General features: G+C 36.1%; 18 protein-coding genes and 1 pseudogene. 9 read left to right on the forward strand and 10 right to left on the reverse strand.

Going from position 1 to position 15,880, the window contains the following annotated elements:
- Nucleotides 1-371 precede the first annotated feature (371 nt).
- Nucleotides 372-905 carry an ADP-ribose-binding protein gene (locus SSOP1_RS14355; protein WP_009993055.1) on the reverse strand — a complete coding sequence of 178 codons (534 nt, stop codon included), beginning with the start codon at nt 903-905 and terminating at the stop codon, nt 372-374.
- A gap of 251 nt (nt 906-1,156) precedes the next feature.
- Here SSOP1_RS14355 and SSOP1_RS14360 point away from each other — a divergent pair, with 251 nt between their 5' ends.
- A complete protein-coding gene (locus SSOP1_RS14360) occupies nt 1,157-2,293 on the forward strand; it encodes a glycosyltransferase (RefSeq protein WP_009993054.1) in 1,137 nt (378 codons plus the stop codon).
- A gap of 4 nt (nt 2,294-2,297) precedes the next feature.
- Nucleotides 2,298-2,861: a PIG-L deacetylase family protein gene (locus SSOP1_RS14365; RefSeq protein ID WP_009993052.1), complete on the forward strand. Its 564-nt coding sequence runs from the start codon at nt 2,298-2,300 to the stop codon at nt 2,859-2,861.
- A 125-nt stretch (nt 2,862-2,986) separates the two neighbouring features.
- Here the strand turns inward: SSOP1_RS14365 and SSOP1_RS14370 are convergent, their stop codons facing one another.
- The 4 genes from SSOP1_RS14370 to SSOP1_RS14385 form a co-directional block, all read right to left on the reverse strand.
- Entirely contained in the window at nt 2,987-3,328 is a 342-nt protein-coding gene (locus SSOP1_RS14370) for a hypothetical protein (protein ID WP_010924026.1), read from the reverse strand.
- Between the two features lie 175 nt (nt 3,329-3,503).
- The gene (locus SSOP1_RS14375) at nt 3,504-4,064 is read right to left on the reverse strand and encodes a hypothetical protein (RefSeq protein WP_010924027.1); all 561 of its coding nucleotides are present in this window, start codon (nt 4,062-4,064) and stop codon (nt 3,504-3,506) included.
- The gene (locus SSOP1_RS14380; RefSeq protein ID WP_010924028.1) at nt 4,046-4,726 is read right to left on the reverse strand and encodes a lycopene cyclase domain-containing protein; all 681 of its coding nucleotides are present in this window, start codon (nt 4,724-4,726) and stop codon (nt 4,046-4,048) included. Before SSOP1_RS14380 ends, SSOP1_RS14375 begins: the two co-directional genes overlap by 19 nt.
- Entirely contained in the window at nt 4,699-5,532 is an 834-nt protein-coding gene (locus SSOP1_RS14385) for a phytoene/squalene synthase family protein (protein WP_009993322.1), read from the reverse strand. Before SSOP1_RS14385 ends, SSOP1_RS14380 begins: the two co-directional genes overlap by 28 nt.
- 130 nt (nt 5,533-5,662) lie before the next feature.
- Here SSOP1_RS14385 and SSOP1_RS14390 point away from each other — a divergent pair, with 130 nt between their 5' ends.
- Together SSOP1_RS14390 and SSOP1_RS14395 are read left to right on the forward strand one after the other, a co-directional pair.
- Nucleotides 5,663-6,118, forward strand: coding sequence for a sterol desaturase family protein (locus tag SSOP1_RS14390; RefSeq protein WP_009993320.1), 456 nt, complete (start codon nt 5,663-5,665; stop codon nt 6,116-6,118).
- A gap of 2 nt (nt 6,119-6,120) precedes the next feature.
- Complete coding sequence (locus SSOP1_RS14395; protein WP_014511443.1) at nt 6,121-7,482, forward strand: phytoene desaturase family protein; 1,362 nt, start codon at nt 6,121-6,123, stop codon at nt 7,480-7,482.
- A gap of 328 nt (nt 7,483-7,810) precedes the next feature.
- Here SSOP1_RS14395 and cobA read toward each other — a convergent pair whose 3' ends face one another.
- Genes cobA through SSOP1_RS14410 form a run of 3 tightly spaced genes read right to left on the reverse strand, consistent with a single transcriptional unit; the run spans nt 7,811 to nt 11,107 of the window.
- Complete coding sequence (gene cobA / locus SSOP1_RS14400) at nt 7,811-8,506, reverse strand: uroporphyrinogen-III C-methyltransferase (protein ID WP_009993315.1); 696 nt, start codon at nt 8,504-8,506, stop codon at nt 7,811-7,813.
- Nucleotides 8,499-10,391, reverse strand: coding sequence for a nitrite/sulfite reductase (locus SSOP1_RS14405; protein ID WP_009993314.1), 1,893 nt, complete (start codon nt 10,389-10,391; stop codon nt 8,499-8,501). The genes cobA and SSOP1_RS14405 overlap by 8 nt, the downstream gene beginning before the upstream one ends.
- Nucleotides 10,388-11,107, reverse strand: a complete 720-nt coding sequence (locus SSOP1_RS14410; RefSeq protein ID WP_009993313.1) for a phosphoadenylyl-sulfate reductase — start codon at nt 11,105-11,107, stop codon at nt 10,388-10,390. The genes SSOP1_RS14405 and SSOP1_RS14410 overlap by 4 nt, the downstream gene beginning before the upstream one ends.
- A gap of 100 nt (nt 11,108-11,207) precedes the next feature.
- Between SSOP1_RS14410 and sat the strand changes: the two genes are divergently transcribed.
- Genes sat through SSOP1_RS14430 form a run of 4 tightly spaced genes read left to right on the forward strand, consistent with a single transcriptional unit; the run spans nt 11,208 to nt 13,825 of the window.
- Nucleotides 11,208-12,428 (forward strand): sulfate adenylyltransferase, encoded by a 1,221-nt coding sequence (gene sat, locus SSOP1_RS14415; RefSeq protein WP_009993310.1) that lies wholly within the window; start codon nt 11,208-11,210, stop codon nt 12,426-12,428.
- Nucleotides 12,429-12,734 (forward strand): DUF6955 family protein, encoded by a 306-nt coding sequence (locus SSOP1_RS14420; RefSeq protein ID WP_010924029.1) that lies wholly within the window; start codon nt 12,429-12,431, stop codon nt 12,732-12,734.
- A 17-nt stretch (nt 12,735-12,751) separates the two neighbouring features.
- The gene (locus SSOP1_RS14425) at nt 12,752-13,585 is read left to right on the forward strand and encodes a TSUP family transporter (RefSeq protein WP_029552637.1); all 834 of its coding nucleotides are present in this window, start codon (nt 12,752-12,754) and stop codon (nt 13,583-13,585) included.
- A gap of 48 nt (nt 13,586-13,633) precedes the next feature.
- The gene (locus tag SSOP1_RS14430; RefSeq protein ID WP_009993305.1) at nt 13,634-13,825 is read left to right on the forward strand and encodes a hypothetical protein; all 192 of its coding nucleotides are present in this window, start codon (nt 13,634-13,636) and stop codon (nt 13,823-13,825) included.
- A 4-nt stretch (nt 13,826-13,829) separates the two neighbouring features.
- On the opposite strand, the gene SSOP1_RS14435 is transcribed toward SSOP1_RS14430, so the two are convergent.
- Complete coding sequence (locus tag SSOP1_RS14435) at nt 13,830-14,705, reverse strand: SLAC1 family transporter (RefSeq protein WP_100067404.1); 876 nt, start codon at nt 14,703-14,705, stop codon at nt 13,830-13,832.
- Nucleotides 14,706-14,800: 95 nt separating this feature from the next.
- Between SSOP1_RS14435 and SSOP1_RS14440 the strand changes: the two are divergent.
- Nucleotides 14,801-15,172: pseudogene (locus tag SSOP1_RS14440) on the forward strand (transposase); the annotation flags it as partial.
- Nucleotides 15,173-15,356: 184 nt separating this feature from the next.
- On the opposite strand, the gene SSOP1_RS14445 reads toward SSOP1_RS14440, so the two are convergent.
- Nucleotides 15,357-15,800 carry a hypothetical protein gene (locus SSOP1_RS14445; protein ID WP_010924033.1) on the reverse strand — a complete coding sequence of 148 codons (444 nt, stop codon included), beginning with the start codon at nt 15,798-15,800 and terminating at the stop codon, nt 15,357-15,359.
- Between the last annotated feature and the right edge of the window lie 80 nt (nt 15,801-15,880).

Consider the following 15,880-nt stretch of genomic DNA (forward strand, 5'->3'; position numbering starts at 1 on the left):
ATAAACTAATACTTTATATGATTTATACTAAATTAACAAAATCATAATCCACACTCAATATTGCTAACGCTAAAATTTCTGATAACTTCTTAGCCATATCGCATATATATTTAAGGATAGATAATCATTGGAGCTACTAGCATGCTTTGTGGATCTCTTCAATTTTTATCTGAGTTAACGTGGAGCTTACTTTTAAATCAAGGATTGATTTCGAATTTAAGAAAAGTTGATGAGCTTAACATCTTAGAAAATTGAAGTATTCAACAAGGCACTACTAGCAATATTCCTTATATAGAATAATCGGGACTTTAAGCTGTACAGTATCTATGCCTCGGTTTATATAAAATTGAAAACATAATCAGTATTGAGAGTTAGTTTTTCAAAATCGAGTTGAATATACTTTTAAAAACGTCATATGCATCTTTAGTGTAAAGACATATCATAACTTTCCTTAGGGTTTTAGGTTTATAACCCTTTAGAACATTAGCCATAATTCTAGCACATATTTCAAATGGATAACCATAAATTCCAGTGGAAATAGCTGGCATAGCTATTGAGCTTAGGGATAATTCGTCAGCCTTTAACAATGATTTGAAAATTGCCGATTCTAGCTTATCTTCTCCCTCTATTCCATACCTTGGACCTACTGCGTGAATAACATACTTAGCTTTTAACTTCCCTGCACTAGTAACGGCAACTTCCCCCACCGGAACTGGGCCGAATTTCTTAACGTATTCGTCACTTTCCTTCTGAATTATATAACCTCCCTTTCTAACAATTGCGTAAGCTACACCTCCACCATGTTGTAGGTAGGAATTAGCAGCGTTAACTATGGCATCAGCTTCGATTTCCGTTATATCCCCTTTAATAAGGTAAATTTCAAGGCCATATGGATTCTTGTACATAAGTGGATTTCCTCTCTCGGTATTTTATACCTTAATCATTTTATTAGTAGTGTTATGCGGACCTATTCAATTTTCTTAAGCTTCTAATGGTATTCCTAAACACAAGTTATACATCTTGATCATTAATTGAAATGAAGATAGTATAGTAGTTAAGCGAGAAATATTCTATAGACCAACAAAGCATCAATACAATAAACGTTAAAGATAGCCTATACTTAACAATTTAAAGTCTAATCGTTAATCACTAAATAATGGATATTTTAGCAGTAGTTGACTTTGGGCTTAACGAAAAGACAGGTGGTTATAAGAGGAACTTTGAGATCATGAAAAGGTTACCAAAGAGGGTTAATATAGACATAGTCCCTTCTATACGAAACGTCAGACTTTACTCATTTAGGAAAGATTTAATCTCCTTATTAAAAGGGTTAAACTCCACTCCGGATTACGTTATTGAACTATTAGAAAAGGGTAGTAACGTTGAGGAGTTTTTGAATGGACTTAAAAAGAAGAAGTATGATGTTGCAGTCGTTTATAGTAACTCCTCAGAGAACGTTGAGTTAGCTAGAAGAATAACTTCTGCCCCAATCGGAGTTCAACTACAACTGGAACCATTCTATCGGGATTTAACAACACTTTTTAAAATAAAATTTAGGGGAGTAACTGGTAAAGCCGTAAGGAAGTTTAAGGAAGCAATGGAAGAGTCAAAGAAGGAGGAATTAAAGTGGAAGGGATTGATAGAGAGAGGTAACTTGAACTTTGCAATCTCTGTAAGCAAGGTCCCCTTAATTAACTCAGGTTTGGATAGACTCTTATCGTATAGGGTTACAAAGCCTGGTAACGCTTTTGATGAGAATATGCTAAAGTTTAGGGGAGATAAAGAGGATTACGCGGTTTATTTTACAAGGCTTATGCCTGAAAAAGGGCTTTTTGAAATTCCATTGATCTGGAAAAAATTGAGAAGAGACATTAGGCTTTACGTTATGGGTCAATTCGTAGATGAGAGCGATAAAGACGATTTCCTTTCCTTAGTCAAGAGACTTAACGTTAACGTAGAATATATTGGTTTAAAGGAAGAGGAAGAACTTTACAGTATCGTAGCAAAGGCTTTGTTCACTGTATATCCTTCACATTACGATAGTTTCTCCCTTGTAGTTCTCGAGTCCTTAGCATTAGGAACTCCAGTTTACGCTTATGATACTTTAGCCCTAAGGGAAATATTTGGCAACGTCAAGGGAGTCCATTTAGTAAGGGAAGGCGACGTAAAGGGCTTAGCAGACTTAATATCAAGTTTCAAGGGTGAAGAAGTGCCAATCCCAGAGGATTATTCCTCTTGGGACAGAGTCGCTGAAGCTGAGTTAGAAGATATAAAAGCCTTTGCAAAAAAGTAGTTGTATGAGGAGAGTTTTAATCGTTGCACCCCACCCAGATGATGAGACACTATGCTGTGGCGGGACTATTCAAATTTTCAAGGAGAAGGGTTACAAGATAAGTGTAATCATAGTAACTGACGGAAGATATGGTTCTCCAGACGATAAGTTAAAGGGAAGTTCAGAGTTAATTGAGATTAGGAGACAAGAAGCATTAAGGGCTACTAAGATCTTGGGTATAGACGAGGTTAAGTTCTTAAACTTTGAGGATTCTAAAGTTAGTGAAGAAGATGCTGAAAATGCCTTAGCGGAGTTCTTGCGTGAAAACGATGTCGTCTTCTCACCAATACCCTTCGATAATCATCCAGATCACGCAAACATAGGTAAAGCAGTGGAGAAGTTGTATCCAAATGCTTATTTTTACTTAATATGGGGTAATACACAAGTCAATTGGAGGGAAGTCAAGTTCGATATTAGAAAGTATAAGGAGAGTAAGCTTAGGGCAATAAACCAATATATAAGCCAAATTGGCGGTTTACCTTTGGAGAGATTCACCGGAGATTACGAGGTTTTTTGGACTAAAGGTTAAAAGATCATAAATCTAGAGGTTGTGTATATACATACATAGGGGAGATAATATATAATATGCGAGACATCAGTGGAGATTTTGAACAAGTTTAAAGACAAAGATTTAACTATTCGTTCAGCCAATCTTTAATCGCTACTTTTCAATTCCAGTATGCCCGTTCTTATTAAGTAGTTAAAGTAGATCTCATTTACAAAGGTCTTTGCGAACCTCAGTTTTCCAAATCCTAATGAGGCTCCCCTCATTTCCTTAACCTTAATATTACTTATGTAATATTTGGAGGTAATCGAAAGCAGTAGATCCTCATGGGAATTAATGAAAGTTTCGTCCATTACTTTTTCCTTAGGCCTCACTATTGCGAAACTACCCGAGTTAACGAATTCGCCTACAACTTCTCCAGCAAAATTTAGCATAAAACCAACCATGGATTTTATCATTGTTATAATCTCAACTTCAAGCTTCTGTAGCATTTATAGGAAAATCGTTACACTTTTACGTTACGTTAAAAATATATAACGAATCTTTCCTGGTTAGATGAAAAATGTTTATTGATAAGCTATAATATTAAGAAGTACAATGAAAGATATTTATAAATACATGGATAAATATTTTGACTTTTTATGATAAGGGAATTTCCTAAAACTACTACTTCTGCTTGTGACTCAATATTTCACCGTAGACCTCTGCTGGCGAAAAATTTAACACTTTACCGAAAATTTTCATTCCCCTAATAAAGTACTCATTTGGCTTTACTAACACTACGGGATAAGTGTGATAATTTGATCTTGATGCCATAACTAGATTCACGTTTCTAGAGACTATACTCAACTCGTCTTTAATATTCCCACTAACGCTTAATACGTCGTCATTTGATATAATAACCCATCTTGGCTTTAACCTCAAGGAACTCTTTAATCCAAAGTTTACACTTCTGGCGTAGTTAAACAGAGATCCGAAGCTCTCTATAAATATTATGTGAAACCCCTTATACACTTCCCTTACATTCCTAGCTAGTTTTCCGTTAACATCAGCGGTGGGAATTACTACTACAATCTCGCTGTCTCCCTCAACTTCATATGTTCTCATCTCTGCCGTTTTACGATTCTTCATCCATCTTATTATATCCTCTGAATTAGCGTGGGAGTAAAGGTAATAGAGATCATCTAGTTTACCATTATATAATTTCTCTATTTCTGTTTCATCCATAAACTGTTACCCCTAATGTAAAATACTGTATAAAATGTGATCATCGAGAAGGAGTAAATAAAATCCTCAATTGGAATTGTAATAAATCTAATCCCTACAATACTGTGTGACCCATATATCACTACTGGATCTGAGGTTAGGAAATAGTCAAATACTAGAAAGGGAATGTAACTTAATCCCATGAAAATCCAGAAATTTCTAGATGCTAATAAATTTCTTCCTATAAGCAGAGAAACTATAAGGCTCATAATCAGGTAAACTAGGTCTATGAAGGTATACGAATAGTTGTAAACGAACGGAAGGGTAAGTAACAACAATGGAATTGCTACACATACAACTTTTGGGACCCATTTTACTTCTTTATCCCTTACTTTACCCATGACAAAGTCAAATATTAAAAGAGTAGCAAAAGGAGTTACGAGGAAAAACATTACCTCTTCTATGGGCAAATCTATTACGTAAATTCCCGCTACGTACTTAGGATTAAAAGTCCATGAGTTTCTCCATGTAGCGAGAAAGTCCCAAAATAGATAAATTGGGGAAACGATTCCAATCGACTTCAAAAGCTTTACGTAATTTCTCTTAATTAAAAACGAAAGAATCAGAGTTGGAAAGAAAATCATTGAGTCTATCATCAAATAATCGGGTTTAAAGATCTCCATAGATAGACGCCAGCGAAATTCTTTATTACAGTTATCACTATTTTCGTCCTTCTAGGCTTTACCTTTTTTGATAATACGATACACGGAGACTTCTTTATCCTCAACGCAGACCACTTATACATTTCTGAAGCAGTCTTTATGGGAACTAAGTATCTAGCTGGTATGAACTTAAACCCCTTTTCTGCCTCCCTTTCAAATTCAAAGTAACGGCTAATTTCGTATCTTATGAATTCTATAAAACCTTCATTACACTCCATCTTGTCAATTCCAAATTTCTCCATATCTTCAACGGGTAAGTATTGTCTGCCTAAATACAGGTCCTCTTGGACGTCTCTGATGAAATTTAAAAACTGCATTGCTCTTCCAAGCATTCTGGCATAGTACATTGAGTCATTATGTAAATCTAGAATCTTCATCATGAATAGACCAACTACTTCAGCAGAACCATACATGTACTTCAAAAGTTCCTCAATACTGTAATACACTTTCTTATATATGTCACTTTCCATTGCATCTAGAAAAGCATCTATCCAACTGTCCTCAAATCCTTTTCTCCTAGCTAGCTCAACGAAATTTTGCAATACAATATTTCCAGTATTATAACCACTCTTCTCTAATTGATAGAGCTTTCGCAAGTTATAATATTCCTCTATTTTCTGTGGAACAGAATCGACAAGATCGTCAAATACCCTTACAAAGGCGTAAAGTTTAGTTACATCTTCCCTAATCTTTTTTGGAAAGAAATAAGAGCTATTATAATATGTAACGCTTCCCTTCTTAAAGATCTCTTCAAGTTTTTCAATCATTTACTCTCAAGCTTAAAACCCGTTAAAGTAGCTAAATCTTTGTATTAGACAAGTCTTAATATGACTATTTATTAGAATGTAAAAAACACTCTTACATATATTTATATCCCAAAGGATTAAGTAAGCTAACATGATGCTCATATACTATGTGGGGATGGCGGTACTAACGTTTGTAGGCATGGAATTCGTAGCCAGATTAATGCATAAATACGTTATGCATGGTTTACTCTGGTTTATCCATGAGGATCATCATAAGGAAAAACAAGCTGAGCTCGAAAAAAATGACCTATTTGGTTTAGTGTTTGCCAGTGTGTCGGTTTACCTTTTCTTTTTAGGCATACAAGGAAGTTATGTAGCTTTAAGCATAGCTATTGGTATGAGTAGTTATGGAATAGCTTATTTCTTCATTCATGATATGGTGATCCACGATAGACATTTACATTTAAGATCTTGGGGTTTAAAGCATAGACCTTTCAAGGATTTGATACTGGTTCACGACATTCATCACAAGGAAGGAAAGGGCAATTGGGGATTTTTGTTCGTTATAAAGGGTTTAGATAAGGTTCCGATTTTGAAGGATGAATAGTGATGAAGGCAGTAGTAGTAGGTGCTGGGTTAGGAGGAATTTCAACAGCTATATTGCTAAAGAAGTTTTTTGATGAAGTTGTAGTACTGGAAAAGAATACAACTCCAGGCGGGAGAGCTAGGTATTTTTCAGTAGGTGAATTTAGATTTGATATGGGTCCTTCATGGTATTTAATGCCAGAAATTTTTGAGGAATTTTTCTCTGAGGCAGGAGAAAATCCTCATCCAATAATTAGAGTTAACCCTCCAGTTAAGGTAATGGAAAGCAAGTTTCTCAAAAAAGAATATAGGGAATTCACTGGAGATAACGTAGATGATAGGTACTTAAATAAGACAAGGTTATTTTATGATTTTTCTAAGAAGTTCATAAAAAAGGAGATGGTTTTCTCAGATTTTCTTGATAAGGAAGTATTAGTTAACATATCGGCATTATTTGACACTCTAGATAATTTCAATGCCAGATATTTTAGGGACAGTTTGATGAGAAAAGCTATGGGTTTTTCATCAGTATTTATAGGTGGTTCCCCATTCAGGGTACCAGCAGTTTATGCTATGATAAACTACGCTATTTACGGTCAAGGAGTTTTCTATCCTTATAAGGGTTTTGAAGGCTACGTAAAGAGATTATATGAAATAGCTAGAAAAAAGGGAGTAGAATTCAAGTTCGATTTCCCAGTTAATAAGGTTAAAATAGATGAAGGTAAAGTGGTAGAAGTATCGTCAAATATTAAGAGAGAGATGGGAGATGTATTCGTCTTCAACATGGATTACTTTTACGCCGATAGTTTACTACCAGAGGAATATAAGGTTATAAGTGGTAGGAGGTACAAGTTATCTCCATCAGCTATTTTAGCCTATATTGGATTAGAGGATACTCTGGATTTACCTCACCATACTGTAATAATTAATGGTGACTGGAGGGAGCACTTCACATCCATAGATAGGAATTCATTGCCTAGTGTAGAAAATACTTCTTATTACGTGAGTTACAGAGGAGCGACCAATAAAGAGACAAGGGATCTAGTTATACTAATACCCGTAGGTACAGGTACTGAAATTAGTAAAGAGCTTATAGACGGGGTAATTAGGGATTTAGAAGTTAAGATAGGATGTAAGATTAAGGCTAGTTATATTAGAATTTATGGGCCTGATGATTTTAAAAGAGATTATAATGCATATGAGGGAACGGCATTTGGCTTAGCTCATACTCTAGATCAGACTGGGCCCTTTAGGCTTCCAATGAAGAATACTAGATTAAAGAACCTATATTATGTTGGGCAATACACTCAGCCTGGAATAGGAGTACCAATGGTAACGCTTTCATCCATGATAGTCAGTAAGAAAATATCGAAGGAATTTTTATGATCCTACACTCTTCCCTAAATCATTTCCATATGTAAATCCTTCTACGGCTTTCGAATGACTTCCCTATGGGAAACATGTATATAACGCCCAGCATTCTAGATATATACCTAAATTAGACGAATCGTCTAATTAGGTTACTTGTAACGAGTTACTTTACAGTATTTAAACCGTTGATTACAAAAAGCCTAACAAATATACATATAATAATATAGTAATGAATTATACCATTTACAAGGTACATGTAGTTAAAATAAGTACCCTATGTGTAATATTCATATATTTTCCCCAATTAAATCCAAATGTTCTCATTGTATTCCAAATAAATGCATTATCTAAATTTCCATAGAATTTCTCTCAATCTCACAACGTTTCCTAAAACCAACAAAGAAGGAGTAGCTAAATTATTACCAACTTCAGCTAGTTTCTCCAATTTGTTGACGTGTACCTTCTGATCCAGATAAGTCCCTCTTTCTATAACTGCTACGTCTTCTGAAGGATCTCTCTTAGCCATCAACCATTTACTCACCTCCTCTAATCTCCTGCCTCCCATTAAAACTACTAGAGTACCATAATCTGGAATTTTTTGAAAGTTAAAGAGCTTCCCACCTTGTGAAACTGCACTTACGATTGTTACCATATCGGAGACTCCGTTGAAAGTGAGTGGTATCCCAGCATACGCAGGGACTGAGTTAACTGACGAAACTCCGGGTATTACCTCACACTCTATACCGTCTTTAATTAACTCTTGACAAATTTTCCCTCCCCTTCCAAATATGTAGGGATCTCCGTTTTTTAGCCTAATCACAAGCTTATCTTCCAAAGCGTACTTTCTCAATAAATCAACTTCAATATCATCATTACTGAGGAATATTACAAAACTCGACGGCTTAGCGTAATTAATGAGTTCTCTGGACACTAACTTATCGTAGACTATTACATCAGCCATTTGTAAATATTTAATACCCTTTAACGTTATTAGTTCAGGATCACCAGGACCAGCACCTACTAAAACTACCTTACCCATATCTACTCACCTCCTCTAAACGTTTTCTTAGCAGATCGTGATACTCCCTATAGCCCTCAATCTTTCTATCAAACTTGTGAGGTTTCATGAGGTCTTTAGTCTTTTCGTGACCCTTCAACCACTCAATTATCTTCTTATTACCCAGCAACCTAAATACTAGACTAGGATCTTCACTTATATCCTTATTCTTTTCGTATAGTTCAAATAACGCTTCAGTTACATCAGCTAGTCTATTGGACGGAACTTGATATAGGTAAATAGAATTCTCGTCCCAGTCAATTAGTGGTTCTCCTAAACTTCCATTTCCTCCACCTATCTTTAACATGTAAAGCTCATATCCACTACCTACCCAACTAATGGGATGAAGGGCTGGTCTTGAACACTGAGCTACACAACCTGACAGTCCTATTGAAACTGGAATGTCTTTCCACCCTCTTCTCTCTAACTCGTCAATTAGACTTGGAAGGAATCTTTCAGAATCAGTGAAGGACAATTTACATGTTGGAAATCCTACGCACGCCGTTGAGTTAATCCTTAAACTGGAATATGGCTTTCCGTCTCTGAATCCGTAGTTGAACTCCCTAAGTATCCCATCGATTTTCTCCTTCTGCGGCTGGTCTATTTCAGTAATTAATAGATGTTGATTTGGAGTTATGTAAAACATTAAATTATCGAAATTATCTGCAATATATCTGATCATACTTTTTGTCCTACCGTTTTTGCCGTCTATTAGCCTACCGTTTTCAACGAAAATACCATAAGCCCACTTATTATCGCCTAAATTTATCCAACCCAAATGTAAGTCCTTGTGGGTGAGATCTACTTTAACTATTTTGCCTAATTGTATCCCAGAGTGTTCCCTTACTTTTTCCCTTAACCACTCCAATCCCATCTTATATACAACGTACTTGAATCTAGCCCAATGCCTGTTCTTCCTATCTCCCCACTCCTCTTGTATTGTCACAATAGCATCTAACACCTTTATTAATTCGCTATCGTTTACTACAGTACCAATCGGAAGTCCAAGAGCCGAAAAAGTTGGATAAGAATTGTTCTCACCCATTGATCCACCAACGTATATTTGATAACCTATTACCTTTTCATCCTCTATTAAAGGGACTATGCCTATATCGTTGGATTGAACTTCAACGCAATTATCAATTATATACTTTCCGTTAATTGTTCTCAATACCCCCGCTATGGCGATCTTAAACTTTCTCGGTAAAAGATTTTCACCATATTTGAAAGATTCTCTATCAAATTGTCTATTTTCTATCAGAGGTATTTCAAAGACTTGAAGATATAAATCCAAAGGTAATCTAAAGTAGTTAGCAATTTTTCTAGCTAATGAATTCGCGTCGAAAACCCAATACTTGGAAAGTGGGCAAGCTATCGTATTCCTTACATTATCTCCACAACCGTTTACAGTGAGAAAACCAGATTCAGCGACCTCTCTTATAAGGTTAGGTAAATCCCTTTTCTTTACGTGGTGAAATTGAATAGCTTGTCTCGTAGTCAGTTTTAGAGATGGTGAGGGATATCCAGTATAAGCATCCGATATCGTATATTTGTTGGAAATATCGTCTAAAATTCTCCATTGTTTAGAGCTTATTGGACCTCCTCCGGGAATCGGTAGCCTTACCATGTATATCCAATCTTTGACTCCATTTAATTTCATCTTATCTCTATTGAATTCAATGTATATCCCGAAACTTTTAGCTATCAAGGACACTTCCTTCTCGAGATCTTCTCTAGATAAGTCGTGGAATGACGAATATATTCCTATTGTATCCTCAGTTAATCCTTTAGTTTTCAGCTTTGCTCTCTCTTCCTCACTGTAATCTTTAGGATCTGTTCTAAAATTGGGCTCTATGGGAATCTTCACTTCACCTCTCTATAATGAAGCCCACATTCCTTGTCACTATTCTGCTCCCACCACCATCTACCAGCTCTTGGATGCTCCCAAGGTTTAACTGGTCTAGTACATGGTACACATCCTATACTCTTATACCCTTTATCGTAGAGCTTATTATAAGGAACATTATTTTTATTTATATATTCCCATACCTGTTCCCATGTCCAGTCAGCCAACGGATTTAACTTAATAATCCCTCCATTGACTTCGTCTATTTCTATTTTCCTTATCCTCCCTCTAGTGAAATTTTGTTCTCTCCTTAGCCCAGTTATCCAAGCTTCCATTCCATCCAACGCTCTCTTTAGGGGTCTAACTTTCCTCACTTCACAGCACGCCTTTCTAAGTTCAACACTTTTGTAAAATAAGTTGATTCCATACTTATTAACTAGATCTTCTACCTCTTTATAGTCTGGAAAATATATCCTTAAGTCTATGTTATACTTTTTCACTATTTCCTCTATTAAGTCATAACTTTCTTGGTGGAGTCTACCAGTATCTATTATAAAGACTCTTGGTTTTTCAGTAACCTTACTTAACATATCTAGTATTACCAAATCTTCAGCCTGAAGACTACAAGCTAAGGCGATTTTAGGGTAAAATTTCTCTATTCCCCATTTCAGCACTTCTAGGGGTTCCTTATCTTCGAACAATTTATTTAGGGAGTCTAACTCATCTTTGCTAAGCATCAGAATAATTGAGTAAGGATTAATACTTTAGTGTTTCGATATGTGCAAAATTTGCACAAATAGCTAAATATATAAGCTTACCCTTGACAAGATTAAGACTGTGAATCTCATAGGACATGGCAAGGTTGAGATAGTTGAGAGAATAAAAACGATTTCAGACTTTAAAGAGTTACATAGAATTGAAGTCAAGAGACAGTTAGCACATGAGATAGTGAGCATAGCTTACGGTTTCTTATCTCCATTAAAGGGTTTCATGAACTATGAGGAAGTTGACGGTGTGGTGGAAAACATGAGATTGCCAAATGGCGTGTTATGGCCAATACCATTAGTGTTCGATTATAGTCAAAATGAAAAGGTCAAGGAGGGAGATACTATAGGAATAACTTATTTAGGAAAGCCGTTGGCAATTATGAAGGTAAAGGAAATCTTCAAATACGATAAGCTGAAAATAGCAGAGAAGGTCTACAAGACTAAAGATATTAAGCACCCTGGAGTGAAAAGAACGTTGAGCTATGCAGATGCTTTCTTAGCAGGGGATGTTTGGCTAGTTAGGGAACCACAGTTTAATAAACCATATTCGGAATTCTGGTTAACTCCCAGAATGCACAGAACCGTCTTTGAGAAAAAGGGTTGGAAAAGAGTGGTTGCATTTCAAACTAGGAATGTTCCACATACTGGTCACGAATACTTAATGAAGTTCGCTTGGTTTGCAGCAAATGAGAACCAAAAGGTAGATGAACCTAGAACAGGTATTCTAGTTAACGTTGTCATTGGGGAGAAGAGAGTAGGTGATTATATAGATGAGGCAATTCTTTTGACTCATGATGCGTTATCTAAATACGGTTACATAAGTCCGAAAGTACACTTACTTTCATTTACTTTATGGGATATGAGGTATGCTGGACCTAGAGAGGCTCTGCTTCACGCTATAATTAGGAGCAATTTAGGATGTACTCACCACGTTTTTGGTAGGGACCATGCGGGGGTTGGGAATTACTATTCACCCTATGAGGCGCATGAAATATTTGACAGCATTAATGAAGAGGACTTACTGATAAAGCCGATATTTTTAAGGGAAAACTACTATTGCCCCAGATGTGGCAGTATAGAAAACGAAATACTCTGTGACCACAAAGATGAGAAGCAAGAGTTCAGTGGTAGCTTGATAAGGAGTATAATATTAGATGAGGTAAAGCCAACTAAAATGGTAATGAGACCAGAAGTATATGATGTTTTAATGAAGGCAGCCGAGCAATATGGGTTTGGGAGTCCCTTTGTGACCGAGGAATACTTGGAGAAGAGGCAGAGTATATTGGGGTGAATGGAAGTGAAAATCTACATTTGGCTAAATGAGGAGTTGAGTAGAAAGTTCGAGGAGTTAGGATTAAAGCACGCTAAGGAAGTATTGGGAGGAATGAAACGTATAGAAATAGATGTTGAACAAGAAATGGTGGAGGAGATAATTAAGCTGTTTCCCAACGCTAAAGTTGACTCATCAACTACAAAATCCATTGAACTTTTGCCGAAGAGTTTCAAGAACGAAATATTAAAGATAATTATTGAGAAGAAATTGGAACCAAGGGAAGCCTTAAGGGAGGCAATAAAAAAGTTTAAAGGGGATATTTGATGTTAGATTTAATTTATCTGTCAGTAATTATCTTCATTGCTTCTATACCTACTGGTGCATTTGCATACGGATTTTCATCCACAGCAACACCGTTACTTCTCATAAGGTATACTAACAAGCAGATCTCCCCAATATTGAACTTTATAGAGATGTTTCAAAATTTAACGAATGTTATTTTAAATTTTAAAAATTACAGTATAAGATCTTTGGTATTCACAATTTTCGGGACTCCCGGTGTACTTATAGGTTCTATAGTAGGGGCATATATCCTAAAAATTTCGGCAAATGAAACCCTCTTTAAGGTTATAGTTTACAGTATATTAATACCACTAATCTTATTGCAAGCTGCTGGTTTTAGAAAAGAGATAGGTTTGGAGAAGTGGAAAAAAATAGGATATTTAGTAACCTTTCCAGTAGGTGTCTTGTATGGCGTAACAACAATAAGTGGACCACCTTTAGCACTCATAATAAATAATCAAGGGTTAACAAAACAAGAATTTAAGTTCGCTATAGCGGTACTTAGAACAGTAGAAAGCGTTTCAACTTTTGGCGCCTACCTTACTTTAGGAATCTTTAACCCACAAGTAATCTATTACGCTACCGTCACCTCACCTGCTGTAATAGCTGGCATGCTAATAGGAATATTCATGGGCAATGTAATAAAACATAAGGAGGATTTCAGAAGGCTTGTCATGAGTTTTGATAGTTGGATTAGTGGATATGGACTTTCGTTCAACTTAGCTAAGGTTGTGGATTATGGAGTATGGTATTGGCCCATGACTGCAATAATTGCAATTGACTTGTATCTTTTGTTAAGGTATATTAAGGGTAGGAGAAGGCTGTTAAAATAGGCTGGTTAATAATTTGATTTTATAAACCCTAAAACTAAATTAAAAGATATGGAAAAACCGGATTTTGAGGAATTATTGTACATAGTCTCGGGAGTTATCTTTTTAGCCTCCCTAGGCATTGGATTAGAGGTGATAGGAGATTACATAATAGGGGATATAATGCTATTTCTATCAATTCTATGGGCACTAAGCATATTTCTCTTCATGAGATATGTGGAAAGAAAAGATAGTCAAGAATAGAAAATTAGCTTGTAATTGAAAAGACTGCAATAGAGAGAAATAGTAGAAACAGAGAAAGTGCTGAAAACAGTACAGATATTGAAATCTCGTATAAGATGGGTAAAGCGATAAAGCGTACCCTTACGATATTGAGCGTAGCGGTTGAGAGAACCGCTTGAGGAAATATTACTGACCATAGAGATGGATGAAATTGTCTAATTGAAATCTCAATAGAAATTAATTTGATTAGACTAGCTAGTATTACCAGAGGTAAGAATATCAGAGCTAAATACCAAAAAACTAAACTCACTACTTTAGAAAAAGGGCTAATAGCAAAAGATATCAAAGCGGGTAATCCCATTTGAATCCATATGGAACCATCTATGAGCTTGATTACGTTCTTCTCCTTCAATATCCTCTTCAATAGGAGGGAAGTTACCATGAGGTACATTACAATACCGATGCACACGAATATAAAAGATAAGATAGGCAAGTAACTACGTAATTCGATTGAGAGAAGTGTGATTGCAACTCCAAGTAAGTGGTACTTAAACGAAACTTGTTTTAGAGATCTGAGGACCCTATATGCTATTATTAGGTAAAAGATCGATAGTATTACCAAGGGGATAAAATAAAAGAGGGAAGAATAGAGCAATCTCAACCTTGCGATAAATAAGGTAAGTCCAGAGATAACAGCCATAATGTCAACCATTTCGTATTTCATTCGGTTTAAATTGAGAATTGAAAAGAAGGTTAAGAGAGATAGTAACGCTATTGATATTCCAAAGGATGATAACGATAGAGAAGTTAATCTATCATAATATGACGCTATTGATATTCCAGCGATCCCCATAAGCATTGTAAAGGAAATTGGTTGTCCAAAAATATCATCTAGCGACATATTATTAGATAATAAAAGCTTTATCTTATACTTTGCTTTGTGGATTGCTTCAGAATTGTACAAAAAGTTTATAGATTATTCGTTAAGTATTACCTATGGGAAAGAGTAAGTACAAGAGGGACTGGAGCAAGTACGACGAGAACGTCATAACTAGATATAAGTTGATGTTCCCCTTCTACGTATTCGAACATTGGTGGGACTTATTAGCAGAGGAGAACAGGAACGCTAGGACAAAGTATAAAGCTCCGAAGGAGTTCAACGAATTCCTAGCATTCTTACACATCTTCCTACCTTACAGAGCAATAGAAGGAGTATTAAGAGCCTTAGAACAATTGAAGATCATCCCCACAAGCCTCGACTACTCAACAATATGGGAGAGAGTGAGGAACATGAACATAACCTTCCCCGAGGCAAATGACGAACTTGAAGTAATTACAGACGCTACCGGCATTAGCACAAACACGGGACGTTGTCCGATTTGAGCAAAATTAAAAATCATTATAATTACAGCATTTCAGATTATACTATTCTTCATTATATTCAAGTATAAAAAATAATATAATATGTATTAATAAGGGAAAATACAGATAATTGTACAGTTTTGCAATAAAATTTACCATAACAACAAGTAAACACGTAAACGAACCTCGTTTAATTAACGAGTACCTTCGTCCTAATCCTCGTCGAAAGAATTTCGAGATCACGATAGAAGTTAAGGAAGAATACCTCTATAACCACTCCCCTTAAAGTTGTAGACGAAGCCTTACCTTCCCTAATCTCAACACCACTACCCTCAACAGGAAGCCTAGCACTACCAACACCCTTAACTAAGACGTCCTCCCTAAAAATCCAAGCCCTATCAGCCATTAACTTAACGTTATCAAATGAAAAGGCTAGATCACTCAAATTGGCCAATCCAACCTTGAAGTCCCTAACGAAATTAGTCCTCCTTTCCACAAGATTACAGACCTTAAACCCGAAGTAGGACTTACCGTGCTTCCTACCCCAACTACCCTTATACTTCCTAAAGGCCGTGAAGTTCTTGAGCTTGGAAGTAGTATAACCCATGAGGAGAAAAACGTCATTGAACCCCATCTCCTTAAGGTCAAGTGAGATCTTCTCAAGACCGTTTTGAAGACTCCTCTTTCCGGGGTAGGCCTCACGGAAGAATGTGT

Source organism: Saccharolobus solfataricus (assembly GCF_900079115.1).
In the GTDB taxonomy this organism is placed as follows: Archaea; Thermoproteota; Thermoprotei_A; order Sulfolobales; family Sulfolobaceae; genus Saccharolobus; species Saccharolobus solfataricus.